This window comes from Thermovirga sp. (genome assembly GCA_012523215.1).
GTDB lineage: Bacteria > Synergistota > Synergistia > Synergistales > Thermovirgaceae > 58-81.
In genome coordinates, this window is the sequence record JAAYIZ010000106.1 from 1 (window position 1) to 16,006 (window position 16,006).

The window sequence follows — 16,006 nt, forward strand, 5'->3', positions numbered from 1 at the left end:
ACCGCTGCGGGCCTTGCCCTGGGTGGTCGGAAACCTGTAGCCGTCGCCCCTTCGGCCTTCCTTACCGCGAGGTCCTTTGATCAGATCAGGACCTGCTTGGCGATCCCCGACCTGGAGGTCGTCCTGGTAGGGACCCATTCGGGCCTTTCCGCGGGGGAGGACGGGGCCGTGCACCAGATGAACCAGGACGTGGCCCTGATGAGAAGCCTGCCCAGGATGTCCATTCTTGTACCTTCGGACTTCGACTCCTCTTCAAAGATGGCAAAACTGGCCCTTGAGCATCACGGCCCCGTCTACATTCGCCTGGGCCGCGACGAGGTCCCCGACACGGGCTCCGTCGGCGAGGCCGAGTTGCGTATTGGAGGCGGGAGACTCCTGGTCGAGGGCGACGGCGTCACCCTTTGTGCCTGTGGTATCATGGTCCACGAAGCGTTGAAGGCCGCCAAGATCCTCTCCCAGCAGGGCATAAACGCCGAAGTGATCGATTGTTTCAGCCTGAAACCCCTGCCTTCCCGGTTGATTCTCTCGTCGCTGAGGAGGACCGGGTGTTGCGTCGTGGCGGAGGAGCATAACACGATCGGTGGGCTGAGCGAGGCTATTGCCGCCCTTTCCGCCGCGGAGAACCCCGTTCCCGTGAGGAGTGTTGCCATAACCGATCGGTACGGCCAGAGCGGGACCCCCTTGGAATTGCAGGAGTACTATGGTCTGACCTTCCGAGAGATCGTGGGGGAATCGGCCCAGGTGTGGTCCATGCGCAGGAGGTAACGGATGGAGATTCGGTTCGCCGGTGTGACAAAACAGTTCGCCCCCGATATCGTCGCCCTCCAGGATATTTTCCTCACCATCGACAAGGGGGAGTTTGTCTACCTTGTGGGGCCCACGGGATCCGGCAAAACGACGCTTCTCAGGCTTGTCACCCGGGAACTGGTGCCCACCAAGGGGCGCGTCACCGTGGGTGACGTTAACATAAGAAAGATAGCCTCCCACGACCTAGCCTACCTCAGGAGGAATATCGGGGTGGTTTTCCAGGATTTCCGACTCCTCCCCGACCTGACGGTACACGAGAATATCGCCTTCGTTCAGGAAGTTATCGGCGTTCCCAGCCACGACGTTCAGAAGAGGACCAACGATGTGCTGGACCGCCTTGGGCTCTGGCGGAGGAGGAACCTTTATCCCGAACAGATATCGGGCGGAGAACAGCAAAGGGTGGCCATAGGAAGGGCCATCGCGAACTCGCCTTCGATCCTTCTTGCCGATGAGCCCACGGGGAACCTTGATACGGACACGGCCGACGAGATACTGCAGCTTCTGCTGTCGATCAACGCCTCGGGGACCACCCTGGTGGTGGCGACCCACAACCAGTATATTGTAGATTCCTATCGCCAGAGGGTTATCGAGCTCCTCAAGGGACGGCTGGTCAGGGACGAGAGGAAGGGCAGGTATCGATCCGATGGGGACCTTTAGGTACGTACTCAGGGATGCCTGGAGGCTGCTTTCCAGGCATTCGGGGTTGAGCTTCCTGACGGTCCTCACCTCCGTCGCGGTATTCTTCCTCGTGGGGGCCAGCATCCTCTTCGTCCTCAACACGCGGTACCTCATCGAGGTCGTCGAGGGAGACCTCACTGTCCAGGCTTACGTTCAAAATTCCGAGGAAGCCCTGGAGGCGGTGGCCCGGAAAGCCATTTCCTACGATTCGGTCTCATCGGTGAAGATCGTGACTGCCGCGGAAGCCCTGGAACGCCTCAAGGCAAGGCTGGGCAAACTGGCCGAGGCAGTGGCACTGCTCGAGGAAAACCCTCTTCCACCCAGCGTGGAAGTCCAGGTGAAAAGGGCGTCCTACGCGACGGTCATAGCCCGGGAATTGATCGCCCTGCCGGAGGTTGAGGAGGTAGTCTACGCCGGCACCATAGCCGAGAGACTACAAAAGATTTCCCGTTTCGTGTCCCGACTGTCCCTGGTCGTGCTCGTGGTCTCCCTGGCATCGGCGGCCCTGGTGCTCTTCAATACGATCCGTATCGGCGTGTACGCCAGGAAGGACGAGATCGGCAAGATGCTCCTCGTCGGCGCCTCCCGGAGTTTTGTGATCTTTCCCTATGTACTGCAGGGAGTTTTTCTCGGAACCCTGGGCGCGGCACTCTCCGTCCTGATGCTATGGTTTTCCTACGGCATGGCCATAAACACTCTTGAAAGGTCTCTTCCCTTCCTCAGGCTGCTTACCGACAGGATCATCGTCCTCAGAGTCGGTGCCGTCCTGGTCCTGGCGGGCCTGTCCGCCGGTTGGATCTGCAGCTGGCTTGCCGCGTCCCGTTTTGTAAGACAAGCGTCCAGGTCGATCTAGGAATAGACTGGGGGTGTAGAGATCATGAGAGTTAAAGGATGGTCTTTTCCCGCGATACTTCTTCTGACTTTTTTGGTTTTTCCCCCAGCCGTGGCCCAGGGGGCCAACCTGCCCGATCTTGACTCGAGGATCAAGGACGAGCAGGGCCGCCTGGAAGCGATAGAAAAACAGATCTCCTTTCACCAGAAGCAGATCGGGGAGGCTCGCAAGAAGGAGCAGGGCCTGCTGGACGATCTGTCCAGGATCGACCAGAGCGTGACCCTTCTCAGGCAGAAGGTCGCCCTCCTTGACCTGCAACGGGAGAAGACGGAGCAGCGGATCAACGAACTGACTTCAGAGATCGAAAGCACCGAGGCAGACCTGGCCAGGACCAGGGGCTACCTCGCCAAGAGGTTCGAGGCGATCTACAAGTACGGCGGTGTAGCGGAATACAACCTCCTTCTCTCCTCGAGCAGTGCCCATGAGGCGCTCAACAACGCCTACCTCTTGACCAGGATGGCGCGCGAGGATGAACGAAGGATATTGTTCATGAAGGAGGAGAAGAAGAAGTTGGAATCCTCCAGGAAGGAGATGCTGGACCAGAAGGCCCTGCTGGTTAAGCAGAAGGGAAACCTGGAGAAAGACCAAAAGTCGCTGAAAAGCTCGGAATCGCAGAGAAAACAGTCCCTGGACGCCTTGACGAAGCAGAAGAACCTGCATCAGAAAGCAGCCCGGGAACTGGAAGAATCGCAGAAAGAACTCCAGGGCAAGATACGCGAACTGATGACCCAGAAAAGAAAGTCCCAGGAGTCCAGGGCCGGCGTTCCACCGGTATACCTGCCTTCGGGCGGGAAGCTTTCCTGGCCGGTCAGGGGCGAGATAAGCAGCCAATTCGGTACCAGGGTGCACCCCGTGTTCAAGACCAAAATAATGCATACCGGGCTTGATATACGGGCGCCGGCGGGCACCCCGGTCAAGGCCGCGGCCGCCGGAGAGGTGCTCTTTGCGGGTTGGCTTCGGGGTTACGGCCAGATCGTTATCCTCGATCATGGCAGGGACTTGTCCACCGTATACGCTCACCTTTCCCAGATCCGTGCCGGAGAGGGGAAGGTCGTCAAGGCAGGGGAGGTCATCGGCAACGTGGGGAACACGGGGGTGGCATCGGGTCCTCACCTCCACTTCGAGGTCAGGGTCAACGGGGAGGCCAAGAATCCTGTATCCTTTCTTGGTAGGTAGTGTAACCTGAAGGGTGGAATCGGAGCATGTTTCGTCGGGCAAGGTATATTTTAATCGGAGCCGTTGTTGGCGCTCTTCTCGTGGGAGGAGTGCTGTCGGCCGTCGCCTTCAACGAGATGGATCTCTTCAAGTCCGCTCCCTTCAGCTTCCAGAACCTGTGGCTCATGAAGCAGGCCCGCGTCATCCTCGAGACCTACCATGTCGACGGTGATGAGAAAGTCTCCGAGGAGGATCTCCTCCACGGCGCCATCAAGGGGATGGTATCAGCGTTGGGAGATCCTTATACACGTTTCGTGGACCCCGAGGAACTGAAGGAAGAGGAGATAGAGCTCCAGGGAGAGTACGGCGGACTGGGCATCTACATCGGCCAGCGCGACGGCAAGACCCTTGTCGTGAGCCCCATCGAGGATACGCCGGCCGACAGGGTCGGGCTCAAACCCAAGGACCAGATCGTCAAGATCGACGATGAGGTGATCCTGGGATGGTCCCAGAACGAAGTCGTCCACGCCCTCAGGGGGGAACCGGGGACGAAGGTCGTCATCTGGATCAGGCGCGAGACCGAGGAGGAATTGCTGAAGTTCGAGATAGAAAGGGAGAATATAAAGATCCAGACAGTCAAGTCGGAATTGTTGCAGGGCAAGATCGGGCTGGTGAGGATAACCCAGTTCAACCTCAAGACCCTTCCCGATTTTCGGAAGGCCCTTCGTGAACTCACCGACCAGGGAGCCGGGAGCATACTGATTGACCTGAGGAACAACCCCGGCGGCCTTCTGAACAGCTGCGTGGAGATAGCGGACCTCCTGCTCAACGACGGCGTCATCGTCAGCACCCGGGGACGTTTCGACCGGGCCAACGAGGTCTTCTACGCCAGGGAAGGGACCATCACCGACCTCCCCATGGCCGTGCTGATCAACGAGGGCAGCGCCAGCGCCTCCGAGATACTCGCCGGGGCGCTCAAGGATCATGGAAGAGCCGTGATCGTGGGGAAACAGTCCTTCGGGAAGGGGTCGGTGCAGACCCTCTTCAACCTTTCCGATTCGTCGGGCGTCTTTGTCACCATAGCGAAATATTACACGCCCGCCGGTACCGTGATCGACAAGGTCGGCCTTTCGCCCGACATCGAGGTGGAGGGCGAGTTCGTAAAGGACAGGGAGAGCGACGCTCAACTGAAAAGAGCGATAGAGGAACTCAAGGGCATGGAAGATGGGACGAAAGAAGAGAGCCGCACGTAGACTCCTTCTCAGCGCCGCCCTTTGCGTTCTGGTCTTTTCGGGGGCGTCCAGGTGCTTTGGTGGATTTGTTCAGCCTGCCGTTGTCGCTGTAATCGTGGACGACCTCGGTTTTTCCCTGGACGCGGCGAAGCGGCTCGCATCGATTCCCACACCCCTCACGTGGGCGATCATACCCTACCAGCGCTTCAGCCAGGCAACGGCAGGCATGGCCAGGGATCTTGGCATCCCCTTCATTGTCCATCTCCCCATGGAGGCCAAGAGCAACCCTGGCGACCCCAAGGCCCTGGTGAGGGCGGGAATGGATCCCGGTATGGTTAGGTTGTCCGTGAGGAATGCCCTCTGGTCGCTGCCGGGTGCGACCGGTTTGAACAATCACCAGGGTTCCAGGGCGACGGAGGATTCCGCCGCCATGGAAGGGGTCATGCTCGAACTGAAGGCCGAGGGGCTTTTTTTTGTCGACAGCAGGACCTCGGGAGGATCGGTGGCTTACCCTGTCGCGGTAAAAAAGGGCCTTCCGGCCGCTTTGAACCGATTTTTCCTGGACCATTACGACGAAGAAGATTTTTTTCGTGATCAATTCCGCAAGGTCTTCGCCCTGGCCAGGAAGAAGGGGGGCGCAGTGGCGATATGCCATGCCAGGCCGGGGACATTGAATTTTCTACCGAAGCTGCGCGAAATGACCCCCGAGGATGTAGAATTCGTGACTGTGCCTGATTACCTGGCTCGAAAAAGTATGGACGGCTGGGAGGAGTGACCCTGTGAAAGGTCGAGTGGAGATAATAGTTGGTACCCAATGGGGTGACGAAGGTAAGGGAAGGGTTGTCGACGCGATGGCCAGCAACGTGGATGTGGTAGCTCGTTATCAGGGCGGAGCCAACGCGGGGCATACGGTAATGGTTGAAGGGGAAAAATATATTTTCCACCTCCTTCCCTCGGGTATGCTTTATTCTGGAAAGATCTGCGTCATCGGCAATGGCGTGGTGATAGACTCGCAGCAGCTCCTGGATGAGCTCGGCGACCTGCAGGAAAGGGGCAAGGACAGGGCGCGGCTGGTGATAAGCGGGGCAGCCCATGTCGTCATGCCCTATCACAAGATGCTGGACCGCATGGAGGAACGGCTGAGAGGGAGCAGAAAGAAGATCGGCACCACCCACAGGGGTATAGGGCCTTGTTACATGGATAAGGTCAATCGTTGCGGCATAAGGATTGAGGACCTGTTGTGTGAGGACGCGCTGAGGGAGAAGCTCTCCTTCAACCTGGAGATAAAGAACAAGTACCTCACCAGGATTTATGGCGAGGCCCCGCTGGCCTTCGGTGAGATCTTCGAGCAGGCCCGGTCGTGGGGGGAGAGGCTGGGACCCTACGTGGGCAATGCCTCCATGACCATCTTCGAGGCCCTGGAGAGGGGCAGCAACGTGCTCTTAGAGGGCGCCCAGGGGACGCTCCTGGACCTGGATCACGGAACCTATCCTTTTGTCACCAGTTCCAGCCCCGTGGCCGGGGGGGCCTGCGTGGGAGTCGGGTTGGGTCCTTCCCTGGTGGGGTGTGTCACCGGTGTCGTCAAGGCCTACAACACTCGGGTGGGCGAGGGTCCCTTCCCCACGGAACTTAAGGAGGAACTGGGGAACACCCTGCGCGAAAGGGGCAGCGAATTCGGCGCCACCACGGGGCGGCCAAGACGCTGTGGCTGGCTGGACCTGGTTGCCCTCAAGTACGCCGTCAGGATAAACGGCATCCATGCCCTGGCCCTTACGAAACTGGACGTCCTGTCCGGATTCGACACCGTACCCGTCTGCACCGGTTACAGGTCCGACGAGGGGGAAGACCTGCCCTACAACGGTAATTCGGCTTTTCTCGATTCGGTCGAACCGGTCTACCGGAACATGGACGGCTGGAAAATGGATCTTGGGATGTGCCGCACTTTTGAGGACCTGCCCAGGGCCGCAAGGGATTACATCCGTTTCATCGAGGAGCAGACCGGCATCCCCATTGTGCTGGTGGGAGTTGGGCCGAACAGGGATCAGACCATCGTGATGGGCCTATGAGTTTTTTGTCGATGAGCGGTGGGCCGCTTTCTCGTAAAAAATCCTCCCTTACGTTTCAGGGGAGAAAGCTGAAAAACTGTTGAAAGGAACAACCTTAGGTGAACTCTTCCCTGCGAAGGGGTGGCAGGGGCGGGCTACCAGTGGTGGGCGACACAGGGTTCGAACCTGTGACCTCTTCCGTGTGAGGGAAGCGCTCTTCCGCTGAGCTAGTCGCGCACCCAAAAACCCAGTAACCATCAGTGTTTGTCGCTCTCTGCTCTTTTTTAGACCTTGTTTGTGACCCCTTCCATACCAGATTTTATTACTTTTTCAGAGTGAACAACTTTCGATAAACTATTGAGGAAACCAAGAATCATCTTATTACACTTGACATGGTTATGTGGTAATGACTTTGAATTATCTCTTTTTCCGGATATCCCATCTTATACCATATTTCTCCGTCAGTTCCTTCTGCTTTTCGGGGTGTCTTTGTCCGTCCTTCCAAACTCTATTTCGACATCTTTGATGGTAGTAGCCCTTAATACCATTGGTTGATGGAGGTTTTAGAAGTTCGCCAATTTGGGTAAGATTGTTATTACCATAAATTGATGAAATAATGCTACTCCCTCCGCAAAAAATACATTTTTCATAAAGAACATCTGTCTCCGAAAGAGCATTAATCAGGGAAATCCAAAGACTTGAGCGTAAGCTATTTTCAAAAACTATTCCAAGATAGTAATTACTAGCACCTTCCTTGTCATTTGAAATATCGATAGAAGGTTTGATCCGGAATCCCATATTTAGCCTGTCCTTCAGGAGCCTCTCAATAGCCATATATTTTCTCAATTCATCTGTTAGGTCATGAATTATTTGGTAACGCTTACGTTCCTCTGAAGTTGGTAAGTTATTAACTTCTGAAGGGGGTAGGTTATTCATTTCCGGGAGAAGGACACAATCAATGTAATATCGTTTTCCTCGTTCATCAAGATTTGAAAAATCCTCCAAAAGATTATATACCGCTACCATAATCCGCTGTTCTTTCTGAAGTTCTTCAATCGTAATGTCAAACCAAAGAGGTCCGTATTCATTTGTCCATTCTATAAGTTCCTCAACAGGAAGGAACTTAGCCTTCTCCAAGTTGTCCCTCCTTCCTTTTTGATAGCCCAAAAACGACCATAGGGCTTTCTCACATGGAGGAAGTTCATATTCTCTCCACTCACTGGTCTTTGGTTTGATGACCCTCTCGGTATATGAGCCTGTCAAAAGGGTACCGCCATCAGGATGACCGATTTCCCTGATCTCATAACCGCCCCTACAAACTTTCCATTTATTTCCAATCTTGAACTTGATAGATTTTGCCATAGTTTCTCCCTGTCACTTATTTGTCACTTATTAAATAATACGATAATCCATATACTTAGGTTAGTCAAGCGTAAACAGGAGGGAGGTGAAGCCATTGGAGACAATTTTGAAGAAAGCACGGAAGGAAAGCGGTCATACTCTTCGTTCCTTGGAAGCAGTTACAGGCATCAAGTATTCCAGAATGAGCAGATTGGAGAATCGTCAGGAACGAGTTTGGAAGGGAGATATTGAGCGATTGGGAAAAGTTCTTGTTTTCCCAGAAGAAGGAGTCGTTGATGAGAGCGGAAAGGCAAAACTGGCAGAGTAAGGCAACAAAAAACGCCCTGCGGCAACAGGGCGGCAAAGCAAAAAACTAATCCGTATTGGAGGGATTTTACCATTGAAAGAGCAGTTTTTCAACCATGAGGGGAAATGCTTCGCATCACTTAGCGGAGATATTCTCAGGAAATCTGAGCGGGAAGAAGACAGGCTAAGGATGACAGGTGGAAGGGCTTATGCAATTGATGTCTATGTCCTGAGAAAAGCATATTCTCAAGGTGCGAAGTTTCTGGAAATACATGAGAAAACGGTAAATAATGCCAAGCGCGTTTTTAAAATCCCTATCTCAGATATCTACTGTTTTGGTCAAGAGATCAACATCAAAGGGATAGAAAGATGGACTATCCCCCTTGAGGCTTGCGAACTTAAGCAGGGACCAGACGAACCCTGGAGGGTCGAAGCAAGGAAAGCACTTCTGAAAGGGGAGGGCTCAAACACGAGATCACAACTGGCTTTGAAGTTAGACGTATCGACTTTGGAGATCATGAATCAATACGGATCAGATTTATGGGTCTACGAAGAAAAAATAAACCCCGTACTGGCACACAGGGTCAAGGGAGATGAGCGTTATGAGTATCGAGATCAAAAAAACAGATAGCGGTTGGACTTACTGCGTTAACAATATCCCACATGGGGGATTTTACATCCAAAGCAAGACCTTTTTCAAGAAGGAGAAACCCGAAGGAAGATTTAGAAAACTGAAAGACGGTGAGGGACACGGTTTTCCTGTAAAGGTCTTGAACCAACTCGCAAATGATGAGTGCAGGAAAATCGTCATACGTGAAAACAAAGTCAGATATGCTATCTCCTTCAAGGATTTTACAGATCACATGGAGTACAGGAATCTGAAGAATGAAAGAAAGGTGTTCTGCTCCCTCAAGTGGTTTAGTCGAGAAAAGATCGAGCAGAAAGCGAGTTAGCTTTATTGAGGGACAAAGTATGAAATCCCATTCAAAGCAAATATCCGAAGCACTTCAATATAACAGATGGGGTTGGGTGGTCATTCCTCTCCACTACCCTCTGTTAAACGGCAAGTGTTCCTGTAGCAAACCGGATTGTCCATCGCCAGGCAAGCACCCCCTGGCAAAATGGAAGTCCGTGAATGGGGATCTCCTTCCTGAATACCGAGTCCAAACAGGGGAGGACATAAAGCGTTGGTGGTTTGAACACCCCAATGCAAATCTCGGGATAATCACAGGTCAAATATCGGGAATCGTTGTTGTTGATATCGACGGGAAAGAGGGTGAGCATTCCATTAGAGACAAGGAACTGCCCTCAACTCCGACAGTTGTCACTGGTCGGGGTAGACATCTGTATTTCAAGGCTCCAGATTTCGAGACAAAGAACTCTGTCTGTATCCTTCCGCAAGTTGACATAAGGGGTGATGGAGGTCTTGTGGTGGCTCCCCCATCGATACACGTGTCAGGAGATGTTTACAAATGGGTTGAGGGAACGAAAGACCTACCTCTTGCAGATCTTCCACCCTGGCTACGGCAATTGCTAAAACCTAAGGAAAAACAGAAAGACACAATATCACAATCTGCAACAGAGATCATCACAGAAGGCAACAGGAACGATTACCTGACCTCTATTGCAGGGAGCATGAACAGAAGGGGGATGTCCCTGGAAGCTATCGTGGCAGGTTTGCAGGAAGAGAACCGTAGCAAGTGCTTCCCCCCTCTCTCTGAATCCGAGGTCAGAGACATAGCGAAAAGTGTCAGCAGATACCCTTCTGAAGCACCCTATGAGATACACAAGAAGGAACATGAGACAGACGTATCATCATTTCTTCGACCTGGAGGGGTATCAGAAAGGGTGGAACTGGTTTCAGTCGGGAACCTCTTCCTCAAGGGTTTCTATTCTGTGCTGGCTGGTCAACCAGGAGGGGGCAAAAGCCTGCTAATGCTAAAACTTTGTGATGATCTGGCTAGGGGGGGCATCATACTCAACGGATATGCACGATCAGACCCCATGAGGACTCTGTTCATTGAAGGAGATTACCCCAAAAACATGATGGATTGGAGGATTCAGAGGATGAAGCTATCGGTACCCTTCCCTGCTGTTCAGTTTGTCTACAAAGACGAATTTCTTTCAGACGGACTTGCTCTCGATCTCTCATCAGCAAAAGGGTACAGCAACATTCTGGAGCTTGCACGGATGAGCAAACCAGACCTGTTAATCCTTGATTCCCTGGCTAGTCTTCAGTTCAAGGATGAAAATGATAATTCAGCGATGAAGACGGTATGCCTGAGCCTCAGCAGGTTAGCCAAGGAAACTGGATCTGCTGTTGTTGCCGTCCATCATCTGAAGAAGGTTAAGCGTAGCGAGAGGACGTTACCGATATCCCTTGATGACCTGATAGGGGCTTCTATGATCTCGAGGCTTGCTTCCTCCGCTTACGGAGTTCAGGTCAAAGAAGATGAAGACGGTCAACTGCACATAGTAAAAAACCTCAAAAGCTGGGTTAACCCTCCAGGGACATTCACTTTCAGAACAAAGAACACGGTATCCGAGGAGGAAGAGTTAGAACTACTTTTAGATGTAACCCCCTTCCCCGAAGAGAGTAACAGCACAGGAAAGATCAGGATCATCAATACTATCAGGGCTGGTCATTCACAAGAACCTTTCAAAAGAAGCATTATAGCAAGAGAAACAGGGGTATCTGACACTTACAGCAAACAGGTTTTTCAAGACTTCATCGGGAGAGGGATCTTGAGACAAATTGGACATGGAAAAGCAACCATGTATGAACTTGTTCAATGACCATCTACAGGGGGGAAATCAGTGTCTGTATTTCTCTTAAGCTAGTTATACCAAGAGATAATACGGTCAGAGACTAGTGTCCGAAAAGTGTCCGTATTTTGATGCAAGGGCAACGCTTATGTTTATGATCAGAATACGGACACTACCCTTCGACCGTATTTTCCCAGCTATACCAAGGGATTACATTGATACGGACACAATATCTCCCTCACTGGGATTTTGGCAATGCGAACGAGATATTGTAAATGATCTACCAAAAAGGTTTAGGAAGACACAGATTGAGAGGGATCAACTGTTTCAATTGCGTGGCAATAACCCTTGTTCGATCCACTAACAATTCAGGTTCTTACGTGAAAAATGCAGGAAAAGGATACTATTACTATGAGGGCAATGAAAAGAACTGACCACGAGATGCAGGGTTTCCCTTTATTGCCCCTTTAAATGTTGGAAAGGAGAATCCTTGTAAAACAGAAAGTGAAAAAAGAGTATAAATCCATTTGTATTGTTCTACATCAGTCATTCCCCTTAATGAGTGAAAAGTGAAGTCATAGCAGGCAATTAGACAATTCTCGAAAGGTATAAAAACCTTTAGAAGTGTTTACCCTTTCCTTCTCCTTGGTATAAAGGGGACAAACAATTTATTTCTCAGATAAACCCCAGGAAAGATCGGAAAGAATAAAAGCACTTGAATATCTTGGAAAACTCAAGGAATCTTGAAGGGGGAGGGGACCCCCCAATGGAATTGAGGGATTAGGGGGAAAGTAGACACAGCCAATATCGAAAAAATTCCTCATTTTATACTTCAAAAGTGGTGAATGCTCTTAAGTCATTTTGAGAAACCTCTTCTTGGGCTCCCAGGAAGGACAATACGTTGGGAAGAGGGTTCTATCCTTCTATTTCTTATTCAAACATTTCCCAATTGCCTTGCATAATATTGGAATCTCCCAAATTTATTAATAAACATTACGGTACCTAGGGGGGGGAGGATCCCAAAGATGATTGGTCAACAATAAGCCAATACAAAGAGCAAGAATAAACATTAGAACGATACCTTGAACCAAAGGAGAACGTAAACCCAAGGCTTCCCTTTGTATTTTGATAATACCTCTCCACCAAAACACAGAGAACAGAAAGCCAATAAAAGCGGTGATAGCGAAAACAGGGTCAAATCTTCTCCCGATGTATCCTGTTTCTAGCATAAAAACTAATATTAGAACTGTGAAGGAAATGCTCACCGCAAGAGCAATGGCTATAACTGCCCTTTCTTTCATTTTAGGGGTCGTTTCCAAACCTTCAGATTTTTTTCTTACAGGGAATAGGGAAACAAATATCAAAGAAACTGAAGCGAACCAAAAAGGAATTACAAACAGTTTCTCCATTTCGCTTGTCACCTTCTGCCGGTATTATTTCTATTCGATTCGGCTTATTTCTACAACCCCAAATTCTTGCACAAGATAGAAGGCATTGCTGTCTTCAACAATTTGTTTAGCCACTAGCTTTTCTGCGCAAGATGAAGTTATTTTATTCAAGATAAAACAACCCAATAAACATCCCAAACCTGCTATCCAATTGATCCAAATAAAGGCTGGAATTGACCCTAACAAACAGATTGTTGCAAACGAAGCGATGAATTTACATCTTTTCATATATTTAGGTTTTGCAAATTCAGTTTGCATAAATTTTACAGCCATGCCTGGGTATACTCTTGCACTATATTTAAAGGGCTCAGAAAAATTCGACCTTTCCCATTCTTTAAAAGCGTCACGATATTCTTCAAAAGTAATCATAACTTTTACCTCCCATCTGACCTGTTTAGTGTCTGAAAAGCTATGATATACCCCTTATTAAATGTTTCTGTGCATAGGTTTTATCTGGAAATAAATGGAAGAAATTACCAAGGGAGTGATGAAAAGGATCAGAAAAGCATAAATACCATATTTAAATCCCCCCGCAAACACTGCCGCTATAGGAAATATCACATAAAAAAGTCTGTAATATGCTAAAACGTCGTAATGCCGAGGAACATCCCCTTTAGCCATATACCTAATTGAGATAATGCTATAAATGCAAGATATCACTAAAGAGATTGTGATAAAAACCATAGGTTCCTCAAACATAATATTGCCCCCCTTTTTGATTGGTAATTTTTTGTTGAATCCAAGCAGTTTGAGGTTTGTCTTTTAGAAAAGATTGGATTGAAAGGAGTAAGAGAGTTCACATTTTCTCCTTGTAAATCTTTCATTTACTTCTTAAAAATGAAGAATGTAATGCTATTCAAATTTAGACTAGCATTAATGTTTACCTTGTCAAGATTCTAAAAGTGCAAGTTCGTCCATTCCCGTTCACATGCAATGTTCCCTGTTATATTTTTCGAACTTTTCTTTTACCCATAACCTGGGACACTACCGCCGCCCTTCCGTGAGCCTGTCGAAGATCATCTAAGTCAAGGTGTTCATAAAACCTCGCTGTAGTCCCAATAGACGAATGCCCTAGCAATTGAGCTGTCAAAGCTATATTCCCTGTCTGTCTCAAAAACTCTGTGGCGCAGAGGTGGCGTAATCCGTGAATCTTCATGTGTTTTCCTGTCCTTTTAGATGCTCTCCGTATCTGATACCCAAAGTTAGAGGGGGTCAGCTTTTCCCCGCTCTCAGTAGGGAACATCCAGGAACATTTCCATTCAGGAGGACATAATGTAATAAACCTTTTCAGCTCTCGCGCAACTTGAGGGGAAATAGGTACTATCCTCCCTTTCTTCACCTTTGAAGTTTCAGGGCGTACAGTTATTGTCATTCCTTCAGGGTCAAGATCATCAATCCGTAAACTACATAACTCTCCTCGGCGCAACCCAGTATCAAGAGCAAGAAGGAACATCATCCTCATTCGCCTGTCAGTAAATTTATCTGTATCCAAGGCACGGATAAACTTCTTTACGTCATCCATTGACGGAACGTCTGAACGTTTCCCTGGCATGGATGTCTTGATGCCCTTCATCGGATTAGAAGGAATAATGTTTTCTTCCATGAGGAAACGGCAAAACACCTTCAGGGTTTTTATACGTGTGAAACGAGACCAGCCATTTTCAGGTTCAGAAATAAACGGCAAGATGCACTCCCTGGCATCAACAAGGAATGAAGGGTTATCTTTTAGAAAAGGGACAAGGATCGATTGATAGAGCTGGATGGTTGCTGATGTGGCTCCTTCTGCCTTTCTGATTGAACAAAAAGCGTCAAGAGCAGTGAGGGCGTTTCGGTATGGTGTTCTTAAGACCACAGCAATCTTCCCCATCGTAAACTCTCCCCCTTAGATTTTGAGAGAAAGAGCTAAAAACACTGATGGGAAAATCGCTTTTTAGTGACCTCTTCCCTGCAGGAAAAACGCGGGTGGAGGATCGCGAAATATCCAGTGGTGGGCGACACAGGGTTCGAACCTGTGACCTCTTCCGTGTGAGGGAAGCGCTCTTCCGCTGAGCTAGTCGCCCGAAAGCCACGGGTCATTATATCCGCAAGGGGAATATATTTGCAAGGGACGGAGAGCATCGGTGTCGCCGGACGGCGATAATGATCAAGCCCCTCTTCGGCAATGCGCAACCTGCCGGTTTTCACCGGTTATGATCATCCCGGCGGACCCTGCTTTTCAAGGCTGGGCCCGGGCTGCTTTTCTCGCGGTGGGATGGGGTTGCTGAAGAGGCAGGATAGGTTTTTCGCGTCACGAATTCGGCGGGTAAAAAAGAAGGGGGCTCCGGAATCACCGCCCCCTTCTTTTGTTTTGAGGAAGGACCTGCGCCTTGCCTTCAATCTCCCATCTTGGGGACGCTAAAGCTCTTGCTACCCCAGGACTTGCCCTTGACGGACTCACCCTCAATAAGTTGAACAAAGCGGTTGAAGCATTTTGGGCACTTAAGACCCGCGGAAAGGTCCTCCACTTCGAATTCATGGCGGCAGTGGAGACATCTGTACTTTCTCACTTGCCCGCACCTCCCTGCGTCATCGTAAGCGTAACCTGGTTCGCTACAATATTATAACCGGGGCCCGGGTTGTAGACAAGGCAAGAAGGGTGAGATCGGTCAATCCTCAAAGGAGTCCGAAGGTCGACGCCAGCGAGAAGTAGGCGCCGATGAGGATCAGGATCACCCCCGAAGCCACCTGGACGATCTTCTGCAAGTTGTAGACGGCGCCCATGCTCCTTGATACAGCCCTTGCTCCCATGGAAAAGATGATCGAAAGGATCGTCACCGGAAGGCCGCTCCCGAGACCGAAAAGGGCGGGGAGCAGTACCCGGGAACCCGCCTCCGTGGCCAGCGGGATGAGCCCGCCGAAGAAAAGAGCCGCCGAGACGGGGCAAAGGGCGAGGCCGAAGAGGACGCCCATGAGGAAAGACCCGGTCATTCCCCGAAAAAGGATTCCGGAGGATACCCTTTCGGTGATGGGCTTTCTTCCCCGCACCTCGAGCAGGTCCAGCACGAAGACACCCACGATGAGGAGTATGGGCCCAATGAGCCTGTTCATGTGGCGCTGCATGAACAGGGATGCTTCGGGGATGGCCATGAGCCCCGATATCACGACCACTCCGGCCGCGGCGAAGGTCACCGTGCGTCCGGCGGAGTAGAGGCTTCCCGACAGGAGCGCCTTGCGGGGTGAAAGCCCCTCCTTCTGGATGAAGGAGAAGGCCGCCAAGTTGGCAGCAAGGGGGCAGGGGCTCACCGAAGCCAGCACACCCAGCCATAGGGCGGAAAGGGCCGTCAGTATGCTCATTGG

Annotated in this window: 17 protein-coding genes and 1 tRNA gene; 11 read left to right on the forward strand and 7 right to left on the reverse strand. The window is 50.8% G+C overall.

The window, feature by feature from the left end; translation table 11 throughout:
* From GX108_02950 to GX108_02980, 7 genes are all read left to right on the forward strand, one after another.
* Positions 1–765 (forward strand): transketolase (locus tag GX108_02950; GenBank protein NLO56002.1); only part of this gene is annotated, 765 nt, incomplete at its 5' end.
* A gap of 3 nt (positions 766–768) precedes the next feature.
* Positions 769–1,464 (forward strand): ATP-binding cassette domain-containing protein, encoded by a 696-nt coding sequence (locus GX108_02955; protein ID NLO56003.1) that lies wholly within the window; start codon positions 769–771, stop codon positions 1,462–1,464.
* Positions 1,451–2,338 carry an ABC transporter permease gene (locus tag GX108_02960; GenBank protein ID NLO56004.1) on the forward strand — a complete coding sequence of 296 codons (888 nt, stop codon included), beginning with the start codon at positions 1,451–1,453 and terminating at the stop codon, positions 2,336–2,338. The genes GX108_02955 and GX108_02960 overlap by 14 nt, the downstream gene beginning before the upstream one ends.
* 24 nt (positions 2,339–2,362) lie before the next feature.
* Entirely contained in the window at positions 2,363–3,553 is a 1,191-nt protein-coding gene (locus tag GX108_02965) for a peptidoglycan DD-metalloendopeptidase family protein (protein NLO56005.1), read from the forward strand.
* A gap of 26 nt (positions 3,554–3,579) precedes the next feature.
* Positions 3,580–4,785 (forward strand): S41 family peptidase, encoded by a 1,206-nt coding sequence (locus GX108_02970; GenBank protein ID NLO56006.1) that lies wholly within the window; start codon positions 3,580–3,582, stop codon positions 4,783–4,785.
* Positions 4,757–5,539 carry a divergent polysaccharide deacetylase family protein gene (locus tag GX108_02975; GenBank protein ID NLO56007.1) on the forward strand — a complete coding sequence of 261 codons (783 nt, stop codon included), beginning with the start codon at positions 4,757–4,759 and terminating at the stop codon, positions 5,537–5,539. The genes GX108_02970 and GX108_02975 overlap by 29 nt, the downstream gene beginning before the upstream one ends.
* Before the next feature lie 4 nt (positions 5,540–5,543).
* Positions 5,544–6,830: an adenylosuccinate synthase gene (locus GX108_02980; protein NLO56008.1), complete on the forward strand. Its 1,287-nt coding sequence runs from the start codon at positions 5,544–5,546 to the stop codon at positions 6,828–6,830.
* Between the two features lie 396 nt (positions 6,831–7,226).
* Here the strand turns inward: GX108_02980 and GX108_02985 are convergent, their stop codons facing one another.
* A complete protein-coding gene (locus GX108_02985) occupies positions 7,227–8,171 on the reverse strand; it encodes a hypothetical protein (GenBank protein NLO56009.1) in 945 nt (314 codons plus the stop codon).
* 94 nt (positions 8,172–8,265) lie between these two features.
* Here GX108_02985 and GX108_02990 point away from each other — a divergent pair, with 94 nt between their 5' ends.
* From GX108_02990 to GX108_03005, 4 genes are all read left to right on the forward strand, one after another.
* Positions 8,266–8,478 (forward strand): hypothetical protein, encoded by a 213-nt coding sequence (locus tag GX108_02990; GenBank protein ID NLO56010.1) that lies wholly within the window; start codon positions 8,266–8,268, stop codon positions 8,476–8,478.
* 72 nt (positions 8,479–8,550) lie between these two features.
* Positions 8,551–9,087, forward strand: coding sequence for a hypothetical protein (locus tag GX108_02995; protein ID NLO56011.1), 537 nt, complete (start codon positions 8,551–8,553; stop codon positions 9,085–9,087).
* The gene (locus tag GX108_03000) at positions 9,059–9,409 is read left to right on the forward strand and encodes a hypothetical protein (GenBank protein ID NLO56012.1); all 351 of its coding nucleotides are present in this window, start codon (positions 9,059–9,061) and stop codon (positions 9,407–9,409) included. The genes GX108_02995 and GX108_03000 overlap by 29 nt, the downstream gene beginning before the upstream one ends.
* Positions 9,410–9,428: 19 nt before the next feature.
* The gene (locus GX108_03005; GenBank protein NLO56013.1) at positions 9,429–11,252 is read left to right on the forward strand and encodes an AAA family ATPase; all 1,824 of its coding nucleotides are present in this window, start codon (positions 9,429–9,431) and stop codon (positions 11,250–11,252) included.
* A gap of 953 nt (positions 11,253–12,205) precedes the next feature.
* Here the strand turns inward: GX108_03005 and GX108_03010 are convergent.
* From GX108_03010 to GX108_03035, 6 genes are all read right to left on the reverse strand, one after another.
* Entirely contained in the window at positions 12,206–12,631 is a 426-nt protein-coding gene (locus GX108_03010) for a hypothetical protein (GenBank protein ID NLO56014.1), read from the reverse strand.
* Positions 12,632–12,661: 30 nt separating this feature from the next.
* Positions 12,662–13,039, reverse strand: coding sequence for a hypothetical protein (locus GX108_03015; GenBank protein ID NLO56015.1), 378 nt, complete (start codon positions 13,037–13,039; stop codon positions 12,662–12,664).
* Between the two features lie 574 nt (positions 13,040–13,613).
* Complete coding sequence (locus GX108_03020) at positions 13,614–14,537, reverse strand: site-specific integrase (GenBank protein NLO56016.1); 924 nt, start codon at positions 14,535–14,537, stop codon at positions 13,614–13,616.
* 118 nt (positions 14,538–14,655) lie between these two features.
* Positions 14,656–14,730, reverse strand: a tRNA-Val gene (locus GX108_03025).
* Positions 14,731–15,042: 312 nt separating this feature from the next.
* Positions 15,043–15,216: a hydrogenase expression protein HypA/HybF gene (locus GX108_03030; protein ID NLO56017.1), complete on the reverse strand. Its 174-nt coding sequence runs from the start codon at positions 15,214–15,216 to the stop codon at positions 15,043–15,045.
* 106 nt (positions 15,217–15,322) lie between these two features.
* Positions 15,323–16,006: sulfite exporter TauE/SafE family protein (locus GX108_03035; protein NLO56018.1), on the reverse strand; the 684-nt coding region annotated here is incomplete at its 5' end.